Source organism: Bradyrhizobium sp. JHI2711 (assembly GCF_056156565.1).
Genome location: NZ_JBPZPT010000002.1, coordinates 573,786 through 600,556, shown reverse-complemented (window position 1 = coordinate 600,556; position 26,771 = coordinate 573,786). Strand labels below are relative to the sequence as shown.

General features: G+C 64.1%; 22 protein-coding genes. 9 read left to right on the top strand and 13 right to left on the bottom strand.

Annotation, left to right across the window (positions count from 1 at the left end; translation table 11 throughout):
* Nucleotides 1–104 precede the first annotated feature (104 nt).
* From ACTEK7_RS15340 to urtA, 8 genes are all read right to left on the bottom strand, one after another.
* Nucleotides 105–1,145, bottom strand: a complete 1,041-nt coding sequence (locus ACTEK7_RS15340; protein ID WP_225130475.1) for an aliphatic amidase — start codon at nt 1,143–1,145, stop codon at nt 105–107.
* A gap of 34 nt (nt 1,146–1,179) precedes the next feature.
* The gene (locus ACTEK7_RS15335) at nt 1,180–1,557 is read right to left on the bottom strand and encodes an FmdB family zinc ribbon protein (protein WP_225148596.1); all 378 of its coding nucleotides are present in this window, start codon (nt 1,555–1,557) and stop codon (nt 1,180–1,182) included.
* Between the two features lie 109 nt (nt 1,558–1,666).
* A complete protein-coding gene (gene fmdA, locus ACTEK7_RS15330) occupies nt 1,667–2,896 on the bottom strand; it encodes a formamidase (RefSeq protein WP_225148597.1) in 1,230 nt (409 codons plus the stop codon).
* A 27-nt stretch (nt 2,897–2,923) separates the two neighbouring features.
* Nucleotides 2,924–3,613: an urea ABC transporter ATP-binding subunit UrtE gene (gene urtE, locus ACTEK7_RS15325; protein WP_036002119.1), complete on the bottom strand. Its 690-nt coding sequence runs from the start codon at nt 3,611–3,613 to the stop codon at nt 2,924–2,926.
* Nucleotides 3,614–3,681: 68 nt separating this feature from the next.
* Nucleotides 3,682–4,437 carry an urea ABC transporter ATP-binding protein UrtD gene (gene urtD, locus ACTEK7_RS15320; protein ID WP_057025953.1) on the bottom strand — a complete coding sequence of 252 codons (756 nt, stop codon included), beginning with the start codon at nt 4,435–4,437 and terminating at the stop codon, nt 3,682–3,684.
* 10 nt (nt 4,438–4,447) lie between these two features.
* A complete protein-coding gene (urtC, locus tag ACTEK7_RS15315; protein WP_225148598.1) occupies nt 4,448–5,590 on the bottom strand; it encodes an urea ABC transporter permease subunit UrtC in 1,143 nt (380 codons plus the stop codon).
* Between the two features lie 17 nt (nt 5,591–5,607).
* The gene (gene urtB / locus ACTEK7_RS15310; protein WP_036002129.1) at nt 5,608–6,534 is read right to left on the bottom strand and encodes an urea ABC transporter permease subunit UrtB; all 927 of its coding nucleotides are present in this window, start codon (nt 6,532–6,534) and stop codon (nt 5,608–5,610) included.
* Nucleotides 6,535–6,677: 143 nt separating this feature from the next.
* On the bottom strand, nt 6,678–7,937 hold the full coding sequence (urtA, locus tag ACTEK7_RS15305) for an urea ABC transporter substrate-binding protein (protein ID WP_036002134.1): 1,260 nt from the start codon (nt 7,935–7,937) through the stop codon (nt 6,678–6,680).
* A gap of 169 nt (nt 7,938–8,106) precedes the next feature.
* Between urtA and ACTEK7_RS15300 the strand changes: the two genes are divergently transcribed.
* Both ACTEK7_RS15300 and ACTEK7_RS15295 read left to right on the top strand, forming a co-directional pair.
* Nucleotides 8,107–11,478 carry a hybrid sensor histidine kinase/response regulator gene (locus tag ACTEK7_RS15300; RefSeq protein ID WP_225148599.1) on the top strand — a complete coding sequence of 1,124 codons (3,372 nt, stop codon included), beginning with the start codon at nt 8,107–8,109 and terminating at the stop codon, nt 11,476–11,478.
* The gene (locus ACTEK7_RS15295; RefSeq protein WP_225130491.1) at nt 11,462–12,388 is read left to right on the top strand and encodes a response regulator; all 927 of its coding nucleotides are present in this window, start codon (nt 11,462–11,464) and stop codon (nt 12,386–12,388) included. Before ACTEK7_RS15300 ends, ACTEK7_RS15295 begins: the two co-directional genes overlap by 17 nt.
* Before the next feature lie 230 nt (nt 12,389–12,618).
* Here the strand turns inward: ACTEK7_RS15295 and ACTEK7_RS15290 are convergent, their stop codons facing one another.
* A complete protein-coding gene (locus tag ACTEK7_RS15290) occupies nt 12,619–14,121 on the bottom strand; it encodes a flavin-containing monooxygenase (RefSeq protein WP_225148600.1) in 1,503 nt (500 codons plus the stop codon).
* A gap of 125 nt (nt 14,122–14,246) precedes the next feature.
* Entirely contained in the window at nt 14,247–15,005 is a 759-nt protein-coding gene (locus tag ACTEK7_RS15285; protein WP_036023917.1) for a S1 family peptidase, read from the bottom strand.
* Between the two features lie 104 nt (nt 15,006–15,109).
* Here ACTEK7_RS15285 and ACTEK7_RS15280 point away from each other — a divergent pair, with 104 nt between their 5' ends.
* On the top strand, nt 15,110–15,745 hold the full coding sequence (locus tag ACTEK7_RS15280; protein ID WP_225148601.1) for an HAD-IA family hydrolase: 636 nt from the start codon (nt 15,110–15,112) through the stop codon (nt 15,743–15,745).
* A gap of 120 nt (nt 15,746–15,865) precedes the next feature.
* Here the strand turns inward: ACTEK7_RS15280 and mtnA are convergent, their stop codons facing one another.
* The 3 genes from mtnA to ACTEK7_RS15265 all read right to left on the bottom strand — a co-directional run bounded on the left by mtnA (nt 15,866) and on the right by ACTEK7_RS15265 (nt 18,238).
* Nucleotides 15,866–16,972, bottom strand: coding sequence for an S-methyl-5-thioribose-1-phosphate isomerase (mtnA, locus tag ACTEK7_RS15275; RefSeq protein WP_225148602.1), 1,107 nt, complete (start codon nt 16,970–16,972; stop codon nt 15,866–15,868).
* 30 nt (nt 16,973–17,002) lie between these two features.
* The gene (locus ACTEK7_RS15270) at nt 17,003–17,878 is read right to left on the bottom strand and encodes an S-methyl-5'-thioadenosine phosphorylase (RefSeq protein WP_057025947.1); all 876 of its coding nucleotides are present in this window, start codon (nt 17,876–17,878) and stop codon (nt 17,003–17,005) included.
* Between the two features lie 87 nt (nt 17,879–17,965).
* Nucleotides 17,966–18,238: a phosphopantetheine-binding protein gene (locus tag ACTEK7_RS15265; RefSeq protein ID WP_036002155.1), complete on the bottom strand. Its 273-nt coding sequence runs from the start codon at nt 18,236–18,238 to the stop codon at nt 17,966–17,968.
* A gap of 360 nt (nt 18,239–18,598) precedes the next feature.
* Here ACTEK7_RS15265 and ACTEK7_RS15260 point away from each other — a divergent pair, with 360 nt between their 5' ends.
* The 6 genes from ACTEK7_RS15260 to ACTEK7_RS15235 all read left to right on the top strand — a co-directional run bounded on the left by ACTEK7_RS15260 (nt 18,599) and on the right by ACTEK7_RS15235 (nt 26,769).
* Nucleotides 18,599–19,816 (top strand): acyl-CoA dehydrogenase family protein, encoded by a 1,218-nt coding sequence (locus tag ACTEK7_RS15260; protein ID WP_057025945.1) that lies wholly within the window; start codon nt 18,599–18,601, stop codon nt 19,814–19,816.
* Between the two features lie 56 nt (nt 19,817–19,872).
* Nucleotides 19,873–20,853 carry an amino acid--[acyl-carrier-protein] ligase gene (locus tag ACTEK7_RS15255; RefSeq protein WP_225148603.1) on the top strand — a complete coding sequence of 327 codons (981 nt, stop codon included), beginning with the start codon at nt 19,873–19,875 and terminating at the stop codon, nt 20,851–20,853.
* Nucleotides 20,854–20,948: 95 nt separating this feature from the next.
* On the top strand, nt 20,949–21,824 hold the full coding sequence (locus tag ACTEK7_RS15250; protein WP_225148604.1) for a GNAT family N-acetyltransferase: 876 nt from the start codon (nt 20,949–20,951) through the stop codon (nt 21,822–21,824).
* A gap of 229 nt (nt 21,825–22,053) precedes the next feature.
* On the top strand, nt 22,054–24,921 hold the full coding sequence (locus ACTEK7_RS15245) for a PAS-domain containing protein (protein ID WP_225148605.1): 2,868 nt from the start codon (nt 22,054–22,056) through the stop codon (nt 24,919–24,921).
* 201 nt (nt 24,922–25,122) lie between these two features.
* A complete protein-coding gene (locus tag ACTEK7_RS15240) occupies nt 25,123–26,100 on the top strand; it encodes a tripartite tricarboxylate transporter substrate binding protein (RefSeq protein ID WP_036023927.1) in 978 nt (325 codons plus the stop codon).
* Between the two features lie 183 nt (nt 26,101–26,283).
* The gene (locus ACTEK7_RS15235; RefSeq protein WP_074447634.1) at nt 26,284–26,769 is read left to right on the top strand and encodes a tripartite tricarboxylate transporter TctB family protein; all 486 of its coding nucleotides are present in this window, start codon (nt 26,284–26,286) and stop codon (nt 26,767–26,769) included.
* The last annotated feature ends 2 nt before the right edge of the window (nt 26,770–26,771 follow it).

Sequence of the window (26,771 nt, the reverse complement as noted above, 5' to 3'; positions counted from 1 at the left end):
CCCCATCCAACAGCGCCCGAGAGGAGGGATCACCCCACCCCGCTCGCGCTACGCGCGATCAACCCTCCCCCTCCAGGGGAGGGTAAGGCGGAATCGGCGACGGCTCAGTAATTGCCGGCCGCCGCCCCGTTCGGAATGCCGTCGATCGGGCATTCCTCGGTGCCGGGCGTCGAGCGGGTCATTGCCTCGACCATGTCGCGCGTGCCTTCGGGATCCCTGATCCAGTTCTTGTAGAAATCATACGGGCACGCGGCGACGCCGCGCGGGCTGTCGCCGGAATTGATCATGCCGGTGTAGCCGCGGTGAACCAGCTTGTAGAGATGGTTCTGCGACTGGCCGTTGCGGCGCGCGTCGCGGATCAGATGCTTCGACAGCTGCGCGTACTGGATGCCGTAATCCTCCTCGCCGCATTCGCCGAGCGTGCGGCCGTCGAAACCGATGATCGCGGAGTGGCCGAAATAAGAATAGACGCCGTCGAAGCCGGCGGCATTGGCGACCGCGACATAGACGTTGTTGGCCCAGGCCATGGCCTTGGAGATCATGACCTGCTGCTCCTTGGCCGGATACATGTAGCCCTGGCAGCGCACGATCAGCTCCGCGCCCTTCATGGCGCAGTCGCGCCAGATCTCCGGATAATTGCCGTCATCGCAGATGATCAGGCTGACCTTCAGACCCTTGGGCCCCTCGGAGACATAGGTGCAATTGCCGGGGTACCAGCCTTCGATCGGCACCCAGGGCATGATCTTGCGGTACTTCTGCACGATCTCGCCCTTGTCGTTCATCAGGATCAGGGTGTTGTAGGGCGCCTTGTGCGGATGCTCCTCGTGGCGTTCGCCGGTGAGCGAGAACACGCCCCACACTTTGGCCTTGCGGCAGGCTTCCGCGAAGATCGCGGTCTCCTCACCCGGCACCATCGAGGCCGTCTCGTACATCTCCTTGGCATCGTACATGATGCCTTGCGTGGAATATTCCGGGAAGATCACGAGATCCATGCCGGGCAGCCCGACCTTCATGCCGACGATCATGTCGGCGATCTTACGGGCGTTGTCGAGCACCTCGGCCTTGGTGTGCAGGCGGGGCATCTTGTAATTGACCACCGCGACGCCGACCGTGTCGTTGCTGCTGGAGATGTCACCGTGAAGCATGTGGAGCGCTCCTGTTGTCTGATGCTGGCGTGGGTTAGTGGCTGATCATCCAAGGGCGTGCGGTCGGAAAGCCCTTGGCACCGCTCCTGGTCTTGGTCACCAGCCGCGCCGGCTTTGTCCTATCCGCTGCGCTCTTGTCCTTCACGGTCTTGCCCCAGGAGCAGCAGCCGCAGCCCGGGCCGTGCGAGGCCTTGTATTGCGCCAGCGTCTGCGGTGCGTGCGTGCTGCGCTCGTTGACGGCGTGCGCCTTGCGCTTCTCCGCCGGCATGAAGAAGAAGTTCGGCGCCGTCAGGATGACGCGGGGCGCCATCGTCTCGCAGTGTGGGCAGCTCTGCGGATCGTCGCATTCCGCCATCGGGCGCAGGTCCTTGAAGGGACCGCAGACGTCACAGAGATATTCGTAGACCGGCATCGCATCATCCCACTTCTGTGCTCAACACAACTCGCTGCCACCGTGCGTGTGGAGACAGCCCCTCACCCCGAACCCTCTCCCCGTGAGAACGGGGAGAGGGAGCGCGGCGTCACTTGTCCTGCGAGATCGGCATCTGAATGTCGCCGGTGATGTGCTTGATGGGTCCGGCCGCCGACGGCATCACGTCGAAGTCGAAGATCTCGGTCGGCAGCCATAGCGTGGCGCAGGCGTTGGGCACGTCGACCACGCCGGAGATGTGGCCCTGGCACGGCGCGGTGCCGAGGATCGAATAGGCCTGGGCGCCGGAATAGCCGAACTTCTTGAGATATTCGATGGCGTTGAGGCAGGCCTGACGATAGGCGATGTGGACGTCGAGATAGTGCTGCTTGCCGGCCTCGTCCACCGAGATGCCCTCGAAGATCAGATAGTCCTTGTAGTTCGGCGTGATCGGCGACGGCTTGAAGATCGGATTCTTGATGCCGTATTTCGACATGCCATCCTTGATCACCTCGACCTTCAGGTGCAGCCAGCCCGCCATCTCGATGGCACCGCAGAAGGTGATCTCGCCGTCGCCCTGGCTGAAGTGCAAATCGCCCATCGAAAGGCCCGCGCCGGGCACGTAGACCGGGAAGTAGATCTTCGAGCCGCGCGAGAGATCCTTGATGTCGCAATTGCCGCCATGCTCCCGCGGCGGCACGGTGCGCGCACCTTCCGCGCCGATCTTGGCCCTGACTTCGCCCTTGGCGCGGCCGCCATGGGCCGTGGCCGCGAATGGCGGATTGGCGAGGCCGGGAACGCGGGTCGGGTTGGTCGAGATCAGCTCGGCCTCGCGCTTGTTCCAGGTCTCCAGCATCTTGGGATCAGGCAGACAGCCGATCAGGCCGGGATGGATGAGACCTGCGAAGTTGACGCCGGGCACGTGCCGGGACGAGGTGTAGAGACCCTTGATGTCCCAGATCGACTTCTGCGCCAGCGGGAAGTGGTCGGTGAGGAAGCCGCCGCCGTTCTGCTTGGAGAAGAAGCCGTTGAAGCCCCACAGGCTCTCCTTGAGCGGACCGACGTCGAGCAGGTCGACGACGAGAAGGTCGCCGGGCTCGGCGCCCTTGACGCCGATCGGGCCGGAGAGGAAGTGCACGATCGACAGGTCGATGTCGCGCACGTCGTCGGCGGAATCGTTGTTCTTGATGAAGCCGCCGGTCCAGTCATAGGTCTCGATGATGAAATCGTCGCCGGGATTGACCCAGGCCACGATCGGGATGTCGGGGTGCCAGCGGTTGTGCACCATGTCGTTTTCATAGGCCGACTTGGTGAGATCGACCTTGATCAATGTCTCTGGCATCGAGATGCTCCCCTTTTACACGGTTGGTTAGACGGACAGATATTTCGAGACCTGCGCGGCATCGACGGCATCGCGCGGATCATCGCGCACGATCTCGCCGTTCTCGATCACCAGCACGCGGTCGGCGATGTCGAGCGCGAAGCTCAGGACCTGCTCGGAAACGACGATCGAGAGCCCCTTCTCGTCGCGGATGCGCTTCAACGTGCGCGCCATCTCCTTGATGATCGAGGGCTGGATGCCTTCGGTCGGCTCGTCCAGCAGCAGCACCTTCGGCTTGGTGGCGAGCGCGCGCGCGATCGCCAATTGTTGCTGTTGCCCGCCGGAGAGATTGCCGCCACGGCGGCCCTTCATCTCCAGCAGCACCGGGAACAGTTCGTAGATGTCGTCAGGCACCTCGGAGCCGCCGGAGACGACGAGCCCGGTCTCGATGTTCTCCTTCACCGTCATGGTGGAGAAGATCATGCGGCCCTGCGGCACATAGGCGAGACCCTTGGCGACGCGCTCAAAGCTCTTGAGGTTGCCGAGCTCGGCGCCATCCATGTTCACCGAGCCGCTTTTAGCCGGCAGGATGCCCATCAGCGACTTCATCAGCGTAGTCTTGCCCATGCCGTTGCGGCCCATGATCGCGACGATCTCGTTCGCCGCGACCTTGACGTTGAGCCCGTGCAGCACCTCGCTCTGGCCGTAGGCGACGTGGAGATCGGAAATAGCCAGCATCAGCGTGCTCCTTGCTTCTTGCGCATGATCTTGTCCGGAAACCGGACGCCACTTTCCGGGATCATGCGCTAGTGACCGAGGTACACTTCGATGACCTTGGGATCGTTCTTCACCTTCTCCATCGTCCCTTCCGAGAGGATCTGGCCCTGGTGCAGCACGGTGACCTTGTGCGCGATGTCCTCGACGAACTTCATGTCGTGCTCGATCACCAGCACCGAACGGTTCTTGATGATGCGGTTGAGCAGCTCGGCGGTCTTGGCGCGCTCGGACACGCTCATGCCGGCGACGGGCTCGTCGAGCATCAAGAGGTCGGGATCCTGGATCAGCAGCATGCCGATCTCGAGCCACTGCTTCTGGCCGTGGCTGAGCTCGTCGGCATAGGTGTTGAGCTTGTCCTTGAGGAAGATCATCTCCGCGACCTCCTCGACCCGCTCCTTCACCAGCTGGTCGCGCTGGAAGGTCAGAGAGCCGAACACGGTGCGGCCGCGCGGAAACGAGATCTCGAGGTTCTCGAATACGGTGAGATCCTCGAACACCGACGGCGTCTGGAACTTGCGCCCGACGCCGGTCTGCACGATCTCGTTCTCCTTCATCTTCGTGAGCTCCTTGCCACGAAACTGGATCGAGCCCGAGGTCGCCTTGGTCTTGCCGCAGATCAGATCGAGCACCGTGGTCTTGCCGGCGCCGTTGGGGCCGATGATGACGCGGATCTCGTTCTCCTCGACATAGAAGGAGAGATCGTTGACCGCCTTGAACCCGTCGAACGAGACGGTGAGGCCGGAGACCGCGAGCAGGAAGTCCTTGGGCTGGTGACCGATGAGCATGATCGCCTCCTCACTCTGCCGGCGCGCCGTCGGCGACGGAATTGTCGGTCCAGCCAGACTTCGGCTTGCGCGAGGCGAACAGCCGGTCGATGCGCGGCTGCACGTAATCGACCCAGAGCCCGGACAAGCCGTTCGGGAAAGCGAGCACGACGGCGATGAACAGCGCGCCGAGGCCGAACAACCAGAGTTGCGGGAAGGATTCCGACAGGCTGGTCTTGGCGAAATTCACCAGGATCGCGCCCCAGACCGCGCCGAAGATCGACATCCGCCCGCCGACCGCGGTGTAGATCACCATCTCGATCGACGGCACGATGCCGACGAAGGACGGCGACATGAAGCCGACGTTGAGCGCGAACATGGCGCCGCCGATCGCGGCGAAGACCGCGGCCATGCAGAAGGCAAAAATCTTGAAATTGGCGACGCTGTAGCCGGAGAAGCGGACGCGGTCCTCCTGCTCGCGCATCGCCACCAGGATGCGGCCGAGCTTGGTCAGGCGGATGAACTGCGCGATGCCGATGCAAGCGAACAGCAACACCACCTCGACGAAGTACAGGATGATCTTGGCGTGGTCGGGCCGGATGTCCCAACCCTTCAGCGTGCGCAGATCGGTCATGCCGTTGATGCCGCCGGTATAGCCCTGCTGGCCGACGATGAGGATGGTCAGGATGGCGGCGACGGCCTGGGTGATGATCGCGAAATAGGTGCCGCCGACGCGGCGCTTGAACATCGCGGTGCCGATGATCAGAGCGAACAGGCCGGGGACCAGGATGATGGCGAGGATGGTGAAGGTGAGGCTGTGAAACGGCTGCCAGAAGAACGGCAGCGCCGTGATCTGATTCCAGTCCATGAAATCGGGGATGCCGGGCGTCGACTGGATCTTGGTATTCTCGACGCTGGAGGCCTCGAGCTTGAGGAACATCGCCATGCAATAGCCGCCGAGTCCGAAGAACACGCCCTGCCCCAGGCTCAAGATGCCGCCGTAGCCCCAGCACAGCACGAGGCCGATCGCGACGAAGGCATAGGTCAGATATTTCGCGACCAGGTTGAGGCGGAACACGTCCAGCGTCAGCGGCAGGATCACGAACAGCACGGCGGCGAGCGCAATGAAGCCCATCAGTTCGGATCGATTGAAGAAGCGTGAGTTGATGATCATGACTTACCTGCTTCTCGTTATTTGCGGACCTTGAGGGCGAACAGACCCTGCGGCCGCAGCATCAGGATGCCGACGACGGCGAGCAGCGTGAGCACCTTGGCCATCGAGCCCGACATGAAGAACTCGAGCGTCGATTGCGTCTGCGAGATCGAGAAGGCCGAGGCGATGGTGCCGAGCAGGCTGGCGGCGCCGCCGAACACGACGACGAGGAAAGTGTCGACGATGTAGAGCTGGCCCGACGTCGGCCCGGTCGAGCCGATCATGGTGAAGGCGCTGCCGGCGACACCGGCGATGCCGCAGCCAAGGCCGAAGGTGTAGCGGTCGACCTTCTCGGTGTTGATGCCAACCGCGCCGGCCATGATGCGGTTCTGCACGACCGCGCGCACCTGGCGGCCCCAGCGCGACATGTAGAGGACGTAGGCGACGGCGATGGTGATCAGCACGGTGAGGCACATCACGAAGACGCCGTTGATCGGCACCTCGATGCTGTCGGTGACGCGGAGCGAGCCCAGCATCCATTGCGGCAGCTCGACGCCGACCTCGCGCGCGCCAAACACCGAGCGATAGGCCTGCTGCAGCATCAGGCTGAGGCCCCAGGTGGCGAGCAGCGTATCGAGCGGGCGCTTGTAGAGGTGCCGTATCAACCCCCATTCCACCAGCATGCCCAGCGCGCCCGAGGCGAGGAAGGCCAGTATCATGGCGAGGAAGAAGTAGCCGCTGAACAGGCTCGGCAAATAGGCCTGGAAGAGATTGGAGGTCATCCAGGTGACGTAGGCCCCGAGGATCATGAACTCGCCATGGGCCATGTTGATGACGCCCATTTGGCCGAAGATGATCGCAAGGCCGAGCGCCATCAGGACGTAGACGGAGAACAGGATCAGTCCGGCAAACCCCTGCATGACGAAGATCGAGCCGAGGTCGCCAATCGAATAGTCGCCGAACATCCATGTCCTCCGTCGGGAAAGGGTCCCGCGTCGCGAGCAGGTTCGCGACGCGGGGGCTTGAGGCATGGACTTGCGATCCACGCCAGGGAGCGGTTTTGCCTTGAGGGGGTGCGACGGGCGCCGCGACTTACCGGTAACGCTTCTTACTGGTAACCCTTCGGGAACGGATCCGGCTCGACGAGATCGGCGGTCTCGTAGATCAGCTCGAACTGGCCATCGAGCTTGGCGCGCCCCACCCGGGTCTTCGACCAGAGGTGATGGTTCTCGTGGATGCGCACATAGCCTTCCGGCGCGCCCTTGAACTCGACACCCGTAGAAGCCGTGGCGATCTTGTCGACGTCGAAAGAGCCGGCCTTTTCGACCGTCAGCTTCCACAGCCACGGGCCGAGATAGGCAGCCTGGGTGACGTCTCCGATCACGGTCTTCTCGCCCCACATCTTCTTGAACGCCGAGACGAAAGCCTTGTTGTTCGCATTGTCGAGCGACTGGAAGTACTTCATGCAGGCATAGGCGCCCGCGATGTTCTCACCGCCGATACCGTCGATCTCGTCCTCGGTCACCGAGATCGTCAGCAGTGCCTGCTTGGAGAGATCGATGCCGGCCGCCTTGAGCTGCTTGTAGAAGGCGACGTTGGAACCGCCGACGACGTCGGTGAAGATCACGTCCGGCTTGGTCAGCTTGATCTTGTTGATGACCGAATTGAACTGCGTCGAGCCGAGCGCATAATATTCCTCGCCCACGACCTTGCCCTTGAGCACGTTCTCGACGTGCTTGCGCGCGATCTTGTTGGAGGTGCGCGGCCAGATGTAGTCCGAGCCGATGAAGAAGAACGACTTGGCGCCCTTCTCCTTGGCGATCCAGTTCAGGCCGGCGAGAATCTGCTGGGTCGCTTCCTGGCCGGTGTAGATGACGTTCTTGGACTGCTCGAGGCCTTCGTAGAAGGTCGGGTAGTAGAGCATGCCGTTATACTGCTCGACGACAGGCAGCACCGCCTTGCGCGAGGCCGAGGTCCAGCAGCCCATGATCGCCGCGACCTTGTCGTTGACGAGCAGCTTCTTCGCCTTCTCGGCGAAGGTCGGCCAGTCCGATGCGCCGTCCTCCTGGATGAACTTGATCTTGCGGCCGAGCACGCCGCCGGCCGCGTTGATCTGCTCGATCGCAAGCTTTTCGGCCTGGATCGAGCCGGTCTCGGAGATCGCCATGGTGCCGGTCGCCGAATGCAGGATGCCGACCGTGACCTCGGTGTCGGTGACGGCCAGACCCGTGGTGTTGACCGCCGAGGTCGCCGGCGCCTGCGCAAATGACCCGCGCGGCAGCATGGTGATGGCCGGGACCGCGGCCATTCCCATCAATAATTTGCGCCGCAGCGGCGACAACAGGCCCTTGTTTGCTTCGTCTGACATGAGCACCCCACTTTTGTTCGAGAACACGCGATTGGTGCCCGTGAGGATGGCTCGAATTTATGCAGCCCACGCATACGCAAGATCGCGTATACTGCACCGCAAAATGCCGACGTAGGCTTCTGGTACGGAATTTGCGAGGGGTCCGGGTCCGTATCGGGAGTGGGGTTAAGTGGCAGGGCGGCAGCGAATAGACCGCGTCAGGCGCCAGTACAATCAATGGGTCGCCAACCAGACGCTGGAAGATTACGCCCTGCGCTTCACCGCCAAGAGCGCGCGGCGCTGGTCCGCCGCCCGCGTCGCCAACACGGCACTGGGCGCGATCTCGTTCCTGGCGATGGAGGCGATCGGCGGGACCATCACGCTGAACTATGGCGTCACCAACGCGACTGCCGCCATCGTCGTGGTTTCCATCATCATCTTCGGCTGCGGGGTGCCTATTGCGTATTATGCCGCCAAATGCGGCATCGACATCGACCTGCTGACGCGGGGGGCCGGCTTCGGTTACATCGGCTCGACCGTCACCTCGCTGATCTACGCCTCCTTCACCTTCATCTTCTTCGCGATCGAGGCCGTGATCCTGGCGTCGGCACTCGAGATGTGCTTCGGGATTCCGCGGCCGGTGGGCTATCTCATCAGCGCCGTCGTCATCATCCCGCTGGTGGCCTACGGCATCACGCTGATCAGCCGCTTCCAATTGTGGACGCAGCCGCTGTGGGTGATCCTTCACATCATTCCGTTTGCCGCGATCGCCTGGCACAACCCGCGCTCCTTTGCGGAGTGGCACAAGTTCTCCGGCGAGCACGGCGATCTCAACGGGCATTTCGATCTCCTGCTGTTCGGCGTTGCGGCCTCGGTCGTGTTCTCGCTGGTGGCGCAGATCGGCGAGCAGGTCGACTTCCTGCGGTTCCTGCCGCGCGACCGCCGCGCCTCCAGGGCCTCCTGGTGGATGGCGCTGATGAGCGCGGGGCCGGGCTGGATCGTGCTGGGCGCGCTGAAGCTGCTGGCGGGCTCGTTCCTCGCCTTCTTCGCACTCAGCCACGGCGTGCCGCCCGAAGAAGCCGCCGAGCCGGCGCACATGTATCTCGAAGCATTCCGCTATGTGCTGTCGCAGCCCGACCTCGCTTTGGCCTTGACCGGCACCTTCGTGATCCTGTCGCAGGTCAAGATCAACGTTACCAACGCCTATGCCGGCTCGATCGCCTGGTCGAATTTCTTCTCGCGCTTGACCCACAGCCATCCCGGGCGCGTGGTCTGGCTGGTCTTCAACGTCGTCGTGGCCCTGCTGCTGATGGAGATCGGCGTCTACAAGGCTCTGGAGCAGACGCTGGCGCTCTATTCCAACGTCGCGATCGCCTGGGTCGGCGCGCTGGTCGCCGACCTCGTCGTCAACAAGCCGCTCGGACTGCGGCCGCAGCAGATCGAGTTCAAGCGCGCGCATCTCTACGACGTCAATCCGGTCGGCGTGGGAGCGATGACGATCGCGACCATCGTCTCGATCAGCGCCTTCTACGGCCTGTTCGGGCCGACCGCGAAGGCGCTGTCGGCCTTCATCGCGCTCGCCGCGGCCTTCCTCACGGCGCCGTTGATCGCCTGGGCCACCGACGGCAAATACTACATCGCGCGCAAGCCGAAGCGGAGCTGGCAGAACATCGAGGCGATCCAGTGCTGCATCTGCGAGCACTCGTTCGAGCCGGAGGACATGGCCTCCTGCCCCGCTTACGCCGGCCCGATCTGCTCGCTGTGCTGTTCGCTGGACGCGCGCTGCCACGATCTCTGCAAGCCGCATGCGAGATTCCAGGCGCAGGTGTCGGAAACGCTGGGCCGGCTGATGCCGCAGCCGATCTACGCCCGGATCAACTCGCAAGTCGGCCACTATATCGGCGTGTTCGTGGTCTCCGCCGGGCTGATCGCCCTGGTGCTGGGACTCATCTATCTACAGACGTCGGCGAATGTGCACGGCGACAACGAGCTCGTGTCCGACGTGCTGTGGAAGGTGTTCTTCTCGCTCAGCATCATCATCGGCGTGGTGGCGTGGCTGTTCGTGCTGGCGCAGCAGAGCCGCCGCGCCGCCGAGGCCGAGACGCGGCGGCAGACCGCGCTGCTGATCCAGGAGATCGACGCGCACAAGCGCACCGATGCCGAGCTCCAGCGTGCCAAGGAGGTCGCCGAATCCGCCAACCTCGCCAAGAGCCGCTATGTGGTCGGGCTGAGCCACGAGCTGCGCTCGCCGCTCAATGCGATCAGCGGCTATGCGCAACTGCTCGAGCAGGATACGAGCCTTGGTGCCAAGCCGCGCGACCAAGTCCGCGTCGTCCGCCGCAGCGCCGACCATCTCTCCGGCCTGATCGACGGCATCCTGGACATCTCCAAGATCGAGGCGGGGCGGCTGTATCTGTCGCGCGACGAGGTGCGCTTGAGCGAGTTCCTCGACCAGCTCGTCGGCATGTTCCGCCTCCAGGCCGCCGCCAAGGGCATCGACTTCGTGTTCAGGCGGCCGCCGACGCTACCGCGGGTGGTCTATGCCGACGAGAAGCGGCTGCGTCAGGTGCTGATCAACCTGCTCTCGAACGCCATCAAGTTCACCCAGTCCGGCAGCGTGCAGTTCGTGGTGCACTACCGCAGCCCGGTCGCCGAGTTCGAGGTGATCGACACCGGCCCGGGTATCCAGGGCGACGACCTCGAACGCATCTTCGCACCATTCGAGCGGGGTGCGCTCGGCGCGTCGCAGCCGCAGACCGGCACCGGCCTCGGGCTCACCATCAGCCGTCTGCTCGCCGGCGTGATGGGCGGGGACATCAAGGTCACGAGCACGGTCGGCACCGGCTCGACCTTCAGGGTCAAGATCCTGCTCTCGGAGGTCGCCAATCCCCAGCGGATCGCGCCGGTGGAGGCGCCGGTCTCAGGCTATCACGGCCCGCGCAAGACCATCCTCGTCACCGACGACGATCCCGTGCATCGCGACCTCCTGCGCGAGGTGCTGACGCCGCTCGGCTTCATCCTGCTCAGCGCACCCGACGGCGCCGGCTGCCTCGCATTGGCGCAGCATTGCCGGCCCGATCTGTTCCTGCTCGACATCTCGATGCCTGCCATGGACGGCTGGGCGGTCGCCGAGGCCTTGCGCGCCAGCGGCCATCATCAGGCCCGCATCCTGATGGTGTCGGCAAGCGCGCTCGAGGCTCATGGCACGCCGCTGGCGCAGCCCTTCCACGACGGCTACCTGATGAAGCCGATCGACATCCCGCGGCTGCTGGCGACGATTCGCCAGCTTCTCAAGATCGAATGGCAATACGGCTCGCATGAGGTCGCGGTGCCGTTCTGGCATCCGGAGACCGGATCGAAGCCGCCGCTGCGGCACATCGAGGCGCTGATCGGGCTCGGCCAGATCGGCTACGTCAAGGGCATCCAGTTGAAGCTGGACGAGATCGGCAGCGAGCACCCCGAGCATGCCGACTTCGTCGCGCAGATGCGGTCGCTGGTCGATCGCTTCGATCTCGACCAGTACATGGACACATTGAAGACGTTGCATGCTTATGAGCATTGAATCGAAGAAGCGCGACGTCGCGCTCGTCGTCGACGATTCCCCGGAGACGCTCCGGCTGCTCACCGACGCGCTCGACAGCGCCGGCATGACGGTGATGGTGGCGCTCGACGGCGCCGCGGCGATGCGAATCATCGACCAGATCACGCCCGACATCATCCTGCTCGATGCCGTGATGCCCGGCATCGACGGCTTCGAGACCTGCCGCCGGCTCAAGCGCGACGCGGGTCTCGCCAATGTCCCGGTGATCTTCATGACGGGTCTGGCCGAAACCGAGCACATCGTGCGTGGATTGGAAGCCGGCGGCGTCGACTACGTGACCAAGCCGATCGTGATCGAGGAGATGCTGGCGCGCATCCGGGTCCATCTCGGCAATGCCCGGCTGACCCAGAGCGCGCGCGCCGCGCTCGACGTCTCCGGCCGTTTCCTGTTCGCGGTCAATCGCCAGGGCAGCGTGCTGTGGGCGACGCCGCAGGCGCAGAAGCTGCTATCCGATCATCACGGCGCGCAGACCGACGACTTCGTGCTGCCGCCGACGCTGCTGCAATGGCTCGAGCAGGCGAAGGCCAAGAGCGGCTCGAAATCCCAGGCCGCGTCGCTGCCCGATAGTCCGCAGCTCCGCTTCTATTACATGGGCGAGACCGCGCCGAACGAATTCCTGCTGCGGCTGTCCAAGGAAGCCGGCACCGCGCTGCCGCCCGAATTCACCAGCGAGCTCGGCCTCACCACGCGCGAAGGCGAGGTGCTGGCCTGGCTCAGCAAGGGCAAGACCAACCGCGACATCGCGCAAATTCTGGGCCTCAGCCCGCGCACCGTCGACAAGCACCTGGAGCAGATCTACGCCAAGCTCGGCGTCGAGAACCGGACCGCCGCGGCCGCGATCGCCGCGAATGCGACGCGGCGGAATTCTTGAGCGTGGTGTAGATGAGTTGAGGCGCTGCCAACCGAGCAAATGGTGTCGTCCCGGACAAGCGCAGCGAAGCGGAGCGCCGATCCGGGACCCATAACCCCAGGGAGTAGTTTGGCGAAGGCTCGGAGTGACCAGCTCGCTCTATAACCACCGCCTGGGAGTATGGGTCCCGGGCTCGCTTCGCGCCCCGGGACGACAGTGGCGATCGCTAACCTCGCCTTACATCGGCATCGTCAACTGTAGACGAAAGCCTTGTCGTCCAGGTCCGTCTTCGGAATCTCGTCCTTCTCGGTCCAGTAATCCTGGCTGTGCTGCCATTCCGGCTTGTCGCCGCGCTTGGGCAGCAGGTTCATGTTGCGCATCATGTAGCCGGGGTTGAAGTTTTCCGGATCGATCCAGGGCAGGATCGGCATATTGTGGTCTTCAGGTCGCAGCTTGACCTCGACCTTCTTTGCACCCTTCGCCTTCATGTGCCCGAGCAGCCGGCAAACGAAATCGGCGACGAGATCGACGCGCAGCGTCCAGCTGGCGCGGAAATAGCCGAACACCCAGACCATGTTCGGCACGCCCGTGAACATCATGCCGCGATAGGTGACGGTGTCGCCGAAGGCCAGCGGCTTGCCGTCGATCTCGAAGGCGATATCGCCGAGCGCGGCAAGATTGAAGCCGGTCGCTGTGACGACGACATCGGCCTCAAGCAGCTTGCCGGACTTGAGCTGGATGCCATTCTCGACGAAGCATTCGATCTCGTCGGTGACGACGGAGGCCTTGCCGCTGGCGATGCCCTTGAACAAATCGGCATCCGGCACGAAGGCGATGCGCTGCCGCCACGGCCGGTATTTTGGCGTGAAATGGGTCTCGACGTCGTAGTCGGGACCGAGCACGGCGCTGATCTGGCCGATCAGCTCCTTCTTCACCTGCTCGGGCTTGGACACGCAGAGCTTGGTGAACGCATCCTGCTCGAACAGGATCTTGCGCCGCACGATCTCGTGGATCCAGGCTTCATCGACCTGCAACCGGCGCAGCTCTTCCGCGATCTCGATGGCGTTGCGGCCGAGGCGAAAATAGGTCGGCGAGCGCTGCAGCATGGTGACATGGGCGCACTTGTCGGTGATGTTCGGCACCAGTGTTGCCGCGGTTGCGCCCGAGCCGATCACGACGACCTTCTTGTTCGTGAGGTCGATATCGTCGGGCCAGGTCTGGGGATGGACGATGCGGCCCTTGAAACGGTCCATGCCCTTCCATTCCGGCGTGTAGCCTTCGGAATGCCGATAATAGCCCTGGCACATCCAGAGGAAGTTCGCCGTGAAGGTCCTGGGCTCGCCGGTGTCGGTCGTCACGGCGTCAATGGTCCAGAGATTCTGCTCGCTCGACCAGCTCGCGGAATTGATCTTGTGCTTGTAGCGAATGTGCCGCGCGATATCGTTGTCGTCGATCACCTCCTTCATATAGGAGAGGATCTCTTCGGCGGTCGCAATCGGCGGGCCGACCCAAGGCTTGAAGCTGTAGCCGAAAGTGTGGAGATCGCTGTCGGAGCGAATACCGGGATAGCGATGTGTGCTCCAGGTGCCGCCGAATGTTTCCTGCGTCTCCAGGATGACGTAGCTCGTGCCCGGCAGCTGCTTCTGGATGTGATAGGCGCTACCGATGCCGGAGATGCCGGCGCCGACGATCAGCACGTCGAAATGTTCAGAAGCCTGTTTGGCCGTGGGGTGACTGCGAACAGCGACATTCATTGTTGCTTCTATGCCTTGCTTGTCTTTGTGGCCGTCCTTGATTGGACGGCGCGTTTCCTCCGCGACGGGCATGATCACCCGCCGCGCCTCCGCTTCAAAATGACATAGATCAAGTCGCGGTCAAATCACAGTGCCGCACCCCAGCTCCGCGCGGTCTGCAAGATCCAGTCGCGATAGAGCGTCAGCGGCGTCACGCCGGTCAAGCCGCCGCAACCGGCGGCGCCGTTCGGTCCTGTCGACCAGCTGATGAGGCCGACGAGCACGGGACCGTTCGACCTGTCCTCGAACACGGGGCCGCCGGAATCGCCGGTGCAGGCGCCAATTCCGCCGCGAACACCGTTGGTTACGGGATCGACCAGACGGATCTGCAGCGTGCCGGGCTGTCCGGTCGCAACGAGGCCGGCGACGCGCGTGGTGCCGCCGCTCTTGCCATCACCGAGAACCGTGACGCCGATGCCGGCGACGACGAAGCGACTGCCGACCTGAATTGGAATCGTGGGCATGCCGACCGTCACCGTGGATTTTCCCTTCAGTGGAATTTCCAACTGCAGCAGCGCCACGTCGGCGGTGGCGCGATGCGCCTGCATCGCCTGCATGTTGAAGTTCGGATGGATCGCGACGGTGCGCACGTTCAGCAATTGCGGCTGGCCGTCGCCGCCGCGATCGACCACCTTGTAATCCGCGCCGGGCTGCACGCAATGGGCGACCGTCAACACCAGCCTCGGGGCGATCAGGCTGCCGGTGCAGAAATTGCCGCGCGATCCGACGATGGTGACGACGGCGCGGGCGACGCCATCGGCTTGCGGCGTGCCGCCGCCGACGATGGCGTGAGCGGGCGCAGCGAGCAGCAGCGTAGCTGCGATGAGGGTGGCGAGCTTCTTCATGGGAACACGCATCGGCATCGATGAAGGCGGGCGATTGCTTCGGACTGGCTCTTGCCGATAGCGCATGCTAGCCCTCTTGGAAAGCAATTGACGAGGGCAGGACATTGGCGATCGAGGCGGTGATCTTTGATTTTGGCGGCGTGCTGACGAGCTCGCCCTTCGAGGCGTTCACGCGGTTCGAGACCGAGCGCGGCCTGCCCGCCGATATCATCCGGCGCACCAACGCCGCCAATCATCTGGAAAACGCCTGGGCCAAATTCGAGCGCGCCGAGGTCGACATCGAGACGTTCGACGCATTGTTCGCCGCCGAATCGCTCGCGCTCGGTGCGGAGGTGCGCGGCCGAGACGTGCTGCCGCTGCTGCAGGGCGATCTGCGCCCGGAGATGGTCGAGGCCCTGAAGCGCATCAAGGCGCAATTCAAGACCGGCTGCATCACCAACAATCTGCCGGCCAACGCGATCGGCAGCATGACGGGGCGTTCTCTCTACATCGCCGAAGTCATGGTGCTGTTCGATCACGTCATCGAATCCGCCAAGATCGGTCTGCGCAAGCCGGATCCACGCATCTACCAGATGATGGTCGAGACGCTGAAGGTCGACCCGAACAATTGCGTTTATCTCGACGATCTCGGCGTCAACCTGAAGCCGGCGCGTCAGATGGGCATGACCACGATCAAGGTGACGAGGGGGGCGCAGGCGATCGCGGAGCTGGAGACGGCGACGGGGCTGAAGCTGGGGTAGTTCGACATACGCCGTCATTGCGAGCGCAGCGAAGCAATCCAGAGTCTTTCCGCGGAGGGAGTCTGGATTGCTTCGCTGCGCTCGCAATGACGGTTGTGGCGAGATATCGCCCAACCAAATCTACTTCGCCGCAGCAGAGGTCCGCTCCGGAAACGCCGCGGCCAGCGCCGCACGATCCGGCTTCAGCACGCCGCGCTCGGTGATGAGACCGGTGACGAGCCGCGCCGGCGTCACGTCGAAGGCGTAGTTCGCGACCGGCGAGTTTTCGGGCACGATGCGCACCGTCTCCAGCCGGCCATCGGCAGTGCGGCCGGTCATGTCGGTGACCTCCACGCCGCTGCGCTGCTCGATCGGGATGTCGCGGATGCCGTCATGAACGGCGAAATCGATCGTCGGCGACGGCAGCGCGACGTAGAACGGCACACCGTTGTCATGCGCGGCAAGCGCCTTCAGGTAAGTGCCGATCTTGTTGCAGACGTCGCCATTGGCGGCGACGCGGTCGGTGCCGACGATGGCGAGATCGACCATGCCGTGCTGCATCAGGTGCCCGCCGGTATTGTCCGGGATCACCGTGTGCGGCACGCCGTGATGGCCGAGCTCCCAGGCCGTGAGCGAGGCGCCCTGGTTGCGCGGACGCGTCTCGTCGACCCAGACATGGACCTTGATGCCGCGCTCATGCGCAAGATAGATCGGCGCCGTCGCCGTGCCCCAGTCGACGGTGGCGAGCCAGCCGGCGTTGCAATGGGTCAGCACGTTGACCACTTCGCCCGGCTTCTTCGCCGCGGTCGCCTCGATCAGCTTCAGGCCGTTGTCGGCAATGCCGCGGTTGATCTCGACGTCCTGCTCGGCGATCTCGTCGGCGCGTGCATAGGCTGCTTCCGCCCGTTCCGCCGGATCGATCGGCGCGAGCGCCGCGCGCATCTCGTCCAGCGCCCACTTCAGGTTGATCGCGGTCGGCCGCGCCACGACCAGCGTGTCATAGGCGCGTTGCAGCCCGGCGTCGGAAGCGTCCTCGCGCATCGCGAGCGCCATGCCGTAGGCGGCCGTGGCGCCGATCAGCGGCGCGCCGCGCACCAGCATGTCCCTGATTGCAACGGCCGCATCTTCACACGAGGTCAGCCGCGCAATGACGAATTCATGCGGCAGCCGGCGCTGATCGATCGCGCCGACCGACCAGCCGTCGCGCTCGCGCCAGATGCTGCGGAAATGCTTGCCGTCGACCTTCATGGCATTCTGCCTTTTCGTTTGTCTTGCGTCTCACGCTCGCAGGATGCGCCCGGCCACCGCATCGAGCTTCTTCAGGAGCTCGGGATCGCGCGCCTCGGGCGCCGTGATCAGCGCGGTGTCGAGCGCACGGTCCGAACCGATCGGGCACGGCTCGTGCTCACGCGGAAAATCCTTGGCCAACCGCGCCACCAGCGCCTTCGCCTTGTCGGCGTTCGAATTCAGCACGCGGATGATGTCCTGCACAGTGACCGCATCGTGGTCGGGATGCCAGCAGTCGAAATCCGTCACCATTGCGACGGTGGCGTAACAGATCTCCGCCTCACGGGCGAGCTTGGCTTCGGGCATATTGGTCATGCCGATCACCGAGTAGCCCAGCGTCTTGTAGGTCATGCTTTCGGCGTAAGTGGAGAATTGCGGCCCTTCCATGCAGACATAAGTGCCGCCGCGCGCGATCGCGATGCCTTCGGCTTCCGCGGCGGCCGCCAGATGGATGCGCAGCCGTGGCGAGACCGGGTGCGCCATCGACACATGCGCGACGCAGCCGCGGCCGAAGAACGAACTCTCGCGCTTATGGGTGCGGTCGACGAACTGGTCGACGAGAACGAAGGTGCCCGGCGGCAGTTCCTCCCTGAAGGAACCGCAGGCCGAGAGCGAGATCAAATCGGTGACGCCGGCGCGCTTCAGCACGTCGATGTTGGCGCGATAATTGATGTCGGAGGGGGACAGCCGGTGCCCCTTGTCATGCCGGGGCAGGAACACGATCGGCAGGCCGGCGATGGAGCCACGCCTTAAAGGAGCCGACGGCTCGCCCCAGGGGCTCTCGATCACCTCTTCGCGCGCACCCTCTAAGCCGGGCAGGTCATAGATGCCCGAGCCGCCGATGATGCCCAATACCGCCTGCGTCATGCCTGCTCCACCCTGTCCGCCAAATGTGACATGGTTAAGCTATGCCAGTTTTGCGGCGGATTTGGAACGGGGGGAGATGCGCCCCTGTTAAGCCGCGGTCGCCGGCTGGAGCTGCATCGCGACCATCCGCTCCAGCGTCTCGACGGACTGGAAATTCTCCGGCGTGATCTCGGACTGCGGAATGGTGAAGTCGAATTCGGCCTCGACGCCGAGCATGAGATTGACCATGTCCATCGAGGTCAGGCCGATATCGACGAGCTTGGCCGAAGGCGTAACGTTCGCGGTGAGCGAATTCTGTTCGAGGATGCCCTTCACCAGCTTGATGATGCGATTGCGCAAAACGGTATCAAAGGCCTGCATCGGCAAATTCCCATCTGTCTATCGGAGGCGGACCGGACTGCCGGCTACGATGGGTGCGGGCTGCCGGTCCTGCAATGGGCGGCACCAATACTTCGCGATTCTTAGTAAACGATGACTCAGATTGTCGGAAATCCAGCCCTTCTTCCAGAGTCCTAACGCGATGCCGGAGAATCCGGTGATGCGAACAACCGGGCCTTAACTGTTCGTTCGGAATTGGGTTTTGTTTACCCTCTATTTCATCGACGAATTTGAATTAAATCCGTAGCCTCGTCTCACAAGCAAAGATGGCTGGAGGATCGCCTCAAGCGGCATCGCGAATGATGCCGGCGATCTCGAACGGCAAACCGGAGGCGGACGAGCATGAACGTGCGTGAAGCAGTCCTCACTGTCGACGAAATGCAGGCGAGCTTTCTCGAGCAGGGTCCCTCCCTGATCGAGCGCGCCGCCCGGACCGCCGCAGCGGCCGCGGCCGACGCCGACGAGGTCGATCGCGACGCCCGCTTCCCGCACCGGGCTTTCGACGTCGCACGCGAGCAGAAGCTGCTCGGCGTGATGATTCCGGTCGAGTTCGGCGGCTTCGGCGCCTCGATCCATGACGTCACCGACATCTGCTACACGCTCGGACGCGCCTGCGCGTCCACGGCGATGATCTACGCGATGCACCAGACCAAGGTCGCCTGCGTCATCAGGCACGGCCATGGCATCCCCTGGATGGAGACCATGATGCGCCGGGTCGCCCGCGACCAGTGGCTGCTCGCCTCCTCCACCACCGAAGGCCAGAACGGCGGCAACATCCGCGCCAGCGCGGCTGCGGTCGACCATGCCGGCGATACCGTCTCGCTGGTGCGCGACGCCACCGTGATCTCCTACGGCGCCGAAGCCGATGGCCTCGTCACCATCGCCCGCCGCGCCACCGAAGCCGCCGCCTCCGACCAGGTGCTGCTGGCGCTCGCCAAGGACGATTATTCGCTGAAGCGGACGCTGGGCTGGGAAACGCTCGGCATGCGCGGCACCTGCTCGACCGGGTTCGAGCTGAAGGTCGACTGCCCCGCCGACCGCATCTTCCCGGAATCCTATGACAAGATCCACGCCCAGACCATGACGCCGTTCGCGCATCTGTGCTGGTCGTCGGCCTGGGCCGGCATCGCCGCTGCGGCGGTGACGCGCGCGCAGGCCTTCATCCGCAAGGCGGCCCGCTCGTCCGGCGGACAGATGCCCCCGGCCGCGGCGCACTTCACCGCCGCCAAGATGTCGCTGGCCAAGCTGCGCGCGCTGATATCAGCCAATATCGACGCTTTCGCCCGCGTCGAGCATGACGAGCGTGCTCTGAGCTCGCTCGACTTCCAGTCCTCGATCACGCTCTTGAAGGTGCAGGCCTCCGAGCTCGCGGTCGAGACCGTGATGCACGCGATGCGCACCGCGGGACTTGCCGGCTATCGCAACGACGGCGAGTTCACCATGGGCCGTCACCTCCGCGACGTGCTGTCGTCGCCGATCATGATCAACAACGACCGGATCCTGGCCAATGCCGCGACATCGACATTGATGAGCGGGGTGCCGGCGAGCCTTCGCGACTGACGTACCTCCGCGGCCGATTCAACAAGAACAATTTTGAGATAGCAGGACATCGAACCATGAATATTGCCGTCCTCCCCGACTCGCCCACCACCGCCCCGCAAATGATCGATCCGCTCGATCATCTCGCCGACAAGCTGTTCCACCGCATGGGCGCCGACGGCGTCTATGCCCGCACCGCGCTCTACGAGGGCATCGTCGAGAAGCTCGCCGCGCTGATCACCGGTTATCGCGAGGCCGGCACCGAGGTGATGCGCTTCCCGCCGGTGATGAGCCGCTCCCAGCTGGAGAAGTCCGGCTATCTCAAGAGCTTTCCGAACCTGCTCGGCTGCGTCTGCGGCCTGCACGGCACCGAACGCGAGATCAACGCCGCAGTGAGCCGCTTCGATGCCGGCGGCGACTGGACGACTTCGCTGTCGCCGGCCGATCTCGTGCTGTCGCCGGCCGCCTGCTATCCGGTCTATCCGATCGCGGCGAGCCGCGGCCAATTGCCGAAGGGCGGGCTGCGCTTCGACGTTGCCGCGGATTGCTTCCGCCGCGAGCCGTCGAAGCATCTTGACCGGCTGCAATCGTTCCGCATGCGCGAATATGTCTGCATCGGCAGCCCCGACAACGTCGCCGATTTCCGCGAGCGCTGGATGGTGCGCGCGCAGAAGATCGCGACCGACCTCGGCCTCAGCTTCCGCGTCGACTATGCCAGCGATCCGTTCTTCGGCCGGGTCGGCCAAATGAAGGCGGTGAGCCAGAAGCAGCAGCAGCTCAAGTTCGAGCTGCTCATCCCGCTGCGCTCGGAAGAGCAGCCGACGGCGTGCATGAGCTTCAACTATCACCGCGAGCATTTCGGTACGACCTGGGGAATCCAGGACGCCGACGGCGAGCCGGCGCACACCGGCTGCGTTGCCTTCGGCATGGACCGCCTGGCCGTCGCCATGTTCCACACCCACGGCACCGATCTTTCCGCCTGGCCCGCCAAGGTGCGGGACGTCCTGAGCCTGCAGCCGCCTGTCGCGGCCGAGGCCCATGGCGAAGGCTGGCGCTAGAGCATGATCCGGAAAAGTGCGGAGCGGTTTTCCGAGAAGATCATGCTGAAACGATAGACCTCACGAGGCCGACCATTTCCACGGGCAAGACGAGCGTGATCCATACCAAGGTCCGATGCCGCGAGATCACCGAGTCCGACGTCGATAGGATCGCGGACTTGCTGACGCGCGGCTTCGTCGGCCGTTCACGCGACTACTGGATCCAGGGTCTGCGCCGGCAGGCCTTCCGGGCCGCGCCGGAGGGCTATCCGCGCTTCGGCTACATGCTCGACGACGACGGCAGGCCGGTCGGCGTGCTGCTCTTGATCTACACCTCACGCAAGGAGGGCGAAGAGACCGCCATCCGGTGCAATTTGTCGAGCTGGTATGTCGACCCGGCCTACCGCAACTACGCGCCGCTGCTGACCAAGATCGCCCAGCGGCACAAGCACGTCACTTATTTCAACATCAGCCCGGCGCAGTGGACCTGGCCAATCATCGAGACGCAGGGCTTTCGCGCCTATTGCCGCGGCATATTCTTCTCGGTCCCTGCGCTAGCGCGCGTCCCGCGCTGGAACGAGATCGAGGTCATTCCGCCGCACGCCAAGGAGATCAAGGGGCTTTCCGAGGCGGAGACCGAGCTTTTGACGCGACATGCGCGTTACAATTGCCTCAGTCTGGTGTGCCGCACGCCGAAGGGAACCTTCCCCTTCATCCTGCAACCGGTGCGCATCCGCCGCGGTTTCATCGCACCGCCCGCCATGAAGCTGATCTATTGCCGGAGCACCGCAGAATTTGCCGAATGCGCCGGCCGCATCGGACGGCTGCTGCTGCGGCTCGGCAAGATCGCGGTGGCCGTCGATGCCAACGGTCCGGTTCCCGGTCTCGTCGGCATTTACACCGAGCGGCGCGGCCGGAAATACTTCAGGGGCCCGCACCAGCCACAGCTCGGCGACCTCACCGACACGGAGCTCGTGCTGTACGGGCCGTAGAGCAACGCCCGGCGCTGTAAATCTGTACGAGCGGAGCGGGAATATCGCCGCGCTCGTCCGGAGCTACGGCCTATTGCCTTGGCAGCGGGCCGTTTACGCGTGCGCTCACCATCGCCGGTCATCCTCCGTAAACTACAGCGCTTAAGGGAATTTTCCGGCCTGTTCGCTAGCCTCGGCGGCTGAATTAGGTTGCATTAAGTCTATTGCTGGCCGAGGCCCCGCCGACCCCATGATGTCGACCCGCGACAGCGAGCTTGGTACAGGCCGTGAGCAGGGCCCAGGCGCCCTCGTCGCGCTGAGCCAGCTTGCGCTCGACCACATGGAACAGGGCGTCTGCGTCTACGATGCCGACAACCGGATCGTGCTGACGAACCAGCGCTATCTCAGACTGTTCGACATGTCGGCCGAAATCGTGCGGATCGGCACCAGCTATCGCGAGGTGCTCGCGCACAGCGCAAGCCGCGGCAACTTTCCGCAAGACCAGCTCGACGCGTTGTATTCGAGGCGGATGGCGCAGATCGCCGCGGGCAAGCCGTTCCGCACCGAGCAAATGCTGGCGAGCGGCCTCGTTATGTCGCTCGAGCTGAAGCCGCTCCCCGGCGGCGGCTGGATGACGATCTGCGATGACGTCACCCGCCTCGCCCGGCTCGAAGCGGAACTGCTCGTGCAGACCGAGCGCAGCCAGCACGCGCTCGCCAACATGTCGCACGGACTGATCATGTACGACGTCGACAGCCGTGTCGTCGTCTGCAACGAACGGTTCCTGAAGCTCTACAACCTCGACCCCGAGATCGTGAAGCCGGGCGTCGCGCATTCCACGGTGATCGAGCACTGGATGTCGCGCGGCAACCTGCCGGGCATGTCGGACGACGAATTCTACCAGAGCCGGCTGGAGGACGTGCGCAGCAGGAAGCCGAAGACGCTGCTGGTGATGCGCTACGACGGACGGATGGTGCAGGCGGTCTCCCGCTTCCTGCCCGACGGCGGCTGGGTGACGGTGCACGAGGACGTCACGGAGCGGCTGCAATACGAGGAAACGCTGCGGCAGCAGAATTTCATCCTTGATGCGGCGCTGGAGAACATGGCCCACGGGCTCGCCTTCTTCGACAGCGACATGCGGCTTCGGGTCTGCAACTCCACCTACCTCAAGATCTACCTGTTGTCGCCGGAGGAGACCCGCCCCGGCACACACCTCGCCGAGCTGATCGAGCGATCCATGGCGAACGGCGCGTTCTCCCCGGAATACAGCCCGCAGCAGATCCTCAAAGCCGCCCGCGCGCGGATCGCAAGCCGTGATTCCTCGCCGATGCGCCGGCGCATGTCGAACGACACGGTGATCTCGGTGCGCTATTGCGCGCTGGCCGAAGGCGGCTTCGTCGCCACCTATGAGGACATTACCGAGCGCGAGCGTGCGATCGAGGAGCTGAGCGAGCAGTACCGCCGGTTCGACGCTGCCCTGAACAACATGAGCCAGGGCCTGTGCATGCTCGACGCCAGCCTGCGCGTGATCGTCTGCAACCGCCGCTATATCGAGATGTATGGATTGTCGCCGGAGACCGTGAAGCCAGGCGTCTCGATGCGCGACATCATGGAGCACGCCTGCGAGCTCGGCATCCATCCGAACATGACCGGCGCCAAGCTCTATGCCGACTACGTCGAGAGGCTGCGCGAGGGCGAGCACACGCTGCACCGCCATTTGAACGACGGCCGCATCATCAAGCTCAACCACAAGCGGATGGAGCATGGCGGCTGGGTCGTGACCTATGAGGACGTCACCGAGCGCCACAAGGCCCAGGCCCGGGTGGCGCACATGGCGCGGCACGATTCACTCACCGACCTGCCCAACCGCACGCTGTTCCGCGAGAAGATGGGCGAGGGGCTGAACCAGGTCGCGATCGCCGGCGGCGCCATGGCCGTGCTGTGCTTCGACCTCGACAACTTCAAGACCGTCAACGACCGCCTCGGCCACGCCGCCGGCGACCGCCTGCTGCGCTGGGTCGCGGCGCGCCTCAAGGAGAATGTCGGCGAGCACGACACCGTCGCGCGGCTTGGCGGCGACGAGTTCGCCGTGCTCCAGCGCGGGCCGCAGCCGCAATCGGCCGAGGCGCTCGCCCGCCGCCTGGTCGAGATCATCGGTCATCCGCCGCCGCTGGAAAGCCAGTCGATCCATGTCGGCGTCTCCGTCGGCATCGCGATCGCGCCCGACCACGGACTCGATGCCGATGAGCTGATGAAATGCGCCGACCTCGCGCTCTACCAGGCCAAGGCCAAGGGGCGCGGAGCCTATCAGTTGTTCGAGCCCGAGATGGAGGAACAGGCGCGCAGCCGGCACGCGCTGGAGCAGGACCTGGTCGGCGCGCTGGAAGGGCGTGAATTCCACCTGGTGTTTCAACCGCAGATGCGGCTCGATTCCTCCGAGCTCACCGGCTTCGAGGCATTGCTGCGCTGGAAGCATCCCTCGCGCGGCTTCGTCTCTCCGGCCGAGTTCATCCCGATTGCGGAGGAGAACGGGCTGATCGTTCCGATCGGCGAATGGGTGCTGCGCACGGCCTGCGCCACCGCCGCGTCCTGGCCCGGCGTCACCGTCGCGGTGAACCTGTCTCCGGTGCAATTCCGCTCCCGCGGCCTGGTGGCGATGGTCACGAGCGCGCTTGCGGAAGCCGGCCTGCCGCCGCAGCGGCTCGAGCTCGAGGTCACCGAGACGGCGCTGCTCGACGACAGCAAGGCGACCATCGACATCCTGCACCAGCTCCGCGCGCTCGGGGTGCGCGTCAGCCTCGACGATTTCGGGGTCGGCTATTCCTCCCTGAGCTATCTGCGCAAGTTTCCATTCGACCGCATCAAGATCGACCGCTCCTTTGTCGGCACGCTCGGCGAAAGCCCGGAGAGCGTTGCCATCGTCAGAACGATCGCGAGCCTCGGCTCCGTGCTCGGCGTCGAGACCACGGCGGAGGGCGTGGAAACCGAGGAACAGCTCGACTTCGTCCGCGAATGCGGCTGCACCGCGGTCCAAGGCTATTATTTCGGCAAGCCGTGTCTCGCCTCAGAAGTCGGTCGCACCATCGAGAAGCTGAACACGGTCCGGCGGGTGGCCTGACCGCTTCGGCCGCTCAAATTCCGCCTCTCGGCACGCGGCCAAACGACGAATTGTCGCAGAGGTCGGCTCTGTCGGCGTTAGCTGACCGACGGCCGCACAGCGATGCGCGCAACACGCTTTTCTTCTCCGTCAAATTCAGGAACAATCGCCTCGCAACGAGAGACGGCGCCCCCAGAGAGGCCGCCGCGAGGGAGGCTTTCGATGTCGGGATACGGGCTGAAGACGATTGCATTTGCCGCGGTGCACGCCGTCATGGGCTTATTGCTCTCCACGGCGGTCAATGCGCAGGACTATCCAACGAAGCCGATCACGTTGATCGTGCCTTGGCCGGCCGGCGGATCGACTGATCTCTCGATGCGCGCGATCGCCGACAGCGCCTCGAAGGTACTGGGCCAGCCGATCGTGATCGACAACAAGGCCGGCGGCAGCGGCACGGTCGGGCCGGCGACGATGGCCGCGGCGGCGAAGCCGGACGGCTATACCATCTCACAGATCCCGATCACCGTGTTTCGCCTGCCCTTGATGCAGGAGGTGTCGTGGGATCCGGCAAAGGATTTCACCTATATCGTCCATCTCACCGGCTACACTTTCGGCGTGACCACGAGCGCGGAATCGCAGTTCAAGAGCTGGAAGGACGTGGTGGAGTTCGCAAAGGCGAATCCGGGCAAGGTAACCTACGCCACGCCCGGCGCCGGCACCTCGCTGCATATCGGCATGGAGCAGATCGCCGCGATGTCCGGCATCAAGTTGACGCAGGTCCCTTTCAAGGGCGGCGCGGAGACTAACGCCGCCGTGCTGGGACAGCACACTATGCTGCAGGCTGATTCCACGGGATGGCGGCCGCTGGTCGACGCCGGCAAGCTGCGGCTCCTGATGGTGTGGACCGGCGCACGCTCGCCGAACTATCCCGACGTGCCGACGCTGAAGGAGCTCGGCTATCCCATGGTCTATGATTCCCCGTTCGGCATTGCAGGACCGAAAGGGATGGATCCCAAGATCGTCGCCAAGCTGCACGACGCATTCAAGAAGGCGGTCGAGGATCCTGCGGTGGTCGCCACGCTGGCCAAATACGACATGGTGCCGAACTACAAGAACACGGAGGATTACAAGAAATTCATCGTCGAGGTCACGGAGTCCGAGCGCAAGGTGATCGAGACGCTCGGGCTCGCGAAGAAGTAAGACCGCGCTGCTTGTGTCCCGGACGCGCTGCAGCGTGCAACGCTGCTGCGCAGTGCCGGGACCCATCTTCTTCGCCCACACGCATGGGCCCCGGCTTTGCAGCGCACCTACCATAGCACGTCGAAGACGTGCGTGAACGCAACTTGCGGTGCTGCGCTGCGTCCGGGGCACGAGAGAGAATCGATGAACGATCCAACCAACGTCAAGCTCCGCCTCAGCAACTCCGAACTCTGGGGCGGGCTGATCGGGCTCGCACTCGGCGGCTTCGTGATCTGGTCGGGCTTGAAGCTCAGGCTCGGCACCATCAACGATCCCGGCTCCGGCTATGTGCTGTTCTACACGGGCATCCTGATGTGCGTGTTCGCGAGCGCGATCATCGTCTCGGCGATCACCGAGGGCGGGCCGACGCTGGCCTCGCGCTGGGAGAACGTGCGCTGGAGCAAGCCGCTTGTCCTCATCGCCTGCCTCACTGCATTCGCGTTCGCGCTGGAGCCGCTGGGATTCCTGCTGTCATCGATCCCGCTGATGCTGCTGCTGTTGCGGCTGATCGATCCGGTGCGCTGGACGCTGGCGATTCCGATCGCGGTGCTGGTGCCCTCGGGCATGTGGTGGGTGCTCAAGCGGCTGCTGTTGATCCAGTTGCCGTCAGGCCTGTTCGGGATCGGCTGACC

Coding starts and splice junctions, on each gene's coding strand:
- ACTEK7_RS15335 (WP_225148596.1), bottom strand. CDS start 1,557: ATGCCGGTCTACGAATATCTCTGTGACGTCTGCGGTCCCTTCAAGGAC.
- urtA (WP_036002134.1), bottom strand. CDS start 7,937: ATGTCAGACGAAGCAAACAAGGGCCTGTTGTCGCCGCTGCGGCGCAAA.
- mtnA (WP_225148602.1), bottom strand. CDS start 16,972: ATGAAGGTCGACGGCAAGCATTTCCGCAGCATCTGGCGCGAGCGCGAC.
- ACTEK7_RS15265 (WP_036002155.1), bottom strand. CDS start 18,238: ATGCAGGCCTTTGATACCGTTTTGCGCAATCGCATCATCAAGCTGGTG.
- ACTEK7_RS15240 (WP_036023927.1), top strand. CDS start 25,123: ATGTCGGGATACGGGCTGAAGACGATTGCATTTGCCGCGGTGCACGCC.
- fmdA (WP_225148597.1), bottom strand. CDS start 2,896: ATGCCAGAGACATTGATCAAGGTCGATCTCACCAAGTCGGCCTATGAA.
- urtE (WP_036002119.1), bottom strand. CDS start 3,613: ATGCTGGCTATTTCCGATCTCCACGTCGCCTACGGCCAGAGCGAGGTG.
- ACTEK7_RS15285 (WP_036023917.1), bottom strand. CDS start 15,005: ATGAAGAAGCTCGCCACCCTCATCGCAGCTACGCTGCTGCTCGCTGCG.
- ACTEK7_RS15255 (WP_225148603.1), top strand. CDS start 19,873: ATGAATATTGCCGTCCTCCCCGACTCGCCCACCACCGCCCCGCAAATG.
- ACTEK7_RS15260 (WP_057025945.1), top strand. CDS start 18,599: ATGAACGTGCGTGAAGCAGTCCTCACTGTCGACGAAATGCAGGCGAGC.
- urtB (WP_036002129.1), bottom strand. CDS start 6,534: ATGTTCGGCGACTATTCGATTGGCGACCTCGGCTCGATCTTCGTCATG.
- urtD (WP_057025953.1), bottom strand. CDS start 4,437: ATGCTCATCGGTCACCAGCCCAAGGACTTCCTGCTCGCGGTCTCCGGC.
- ACTEK7_RS15340 (WP_225130475.1), bottom strand. CDS start 1,145: ATGCTTCACGGTGACATCTCCAGCAGCAACGACACGGTCGGCGTCGCG.
- urtC (WP_225148598.1), bottom strand. CDS start 5,590: ATGATCATCAACTCACGCTTCTTCAATCGATCCGAACTGATGGGCTTC.
- ACTEK7_RS15245 (WP_225148605.1), top strand. CDS start 22,054: ATGATGTCGACCCGCGACAGCGAGCTTGGTACAGGCCGTGAGCAGGGC.
- ACTEK7_RS15270 (WP_057025947.1), bottom strand. CDS start 17,878: ATGACGCAGGCGGTATTGGGCATCATCGGCGGCTCGGGCATCTATGAC.
- ACTEK7_RS15235 (WP_074447634.1), top strand. CDS start 26,284: ATGAACGATCCAACCAACGTCAAGCTCCGCCTCAGCAACTCCGAACTC.
- ACTEK7_RS15295 (WP_225130491.1), top strand. CDS start 11,462: ATGCTTATGAGCATTGAATCGAAGAAGCGCGACGTCGCGCTCGTCGTC.
- ACTEK7_RS15290 (WP_225148600.1), bottom strand. CDS start 14,121: ATGAATGTCGCTGTTCGCAGTCACCCCACGGCCAAACAGGCTTCTGAA.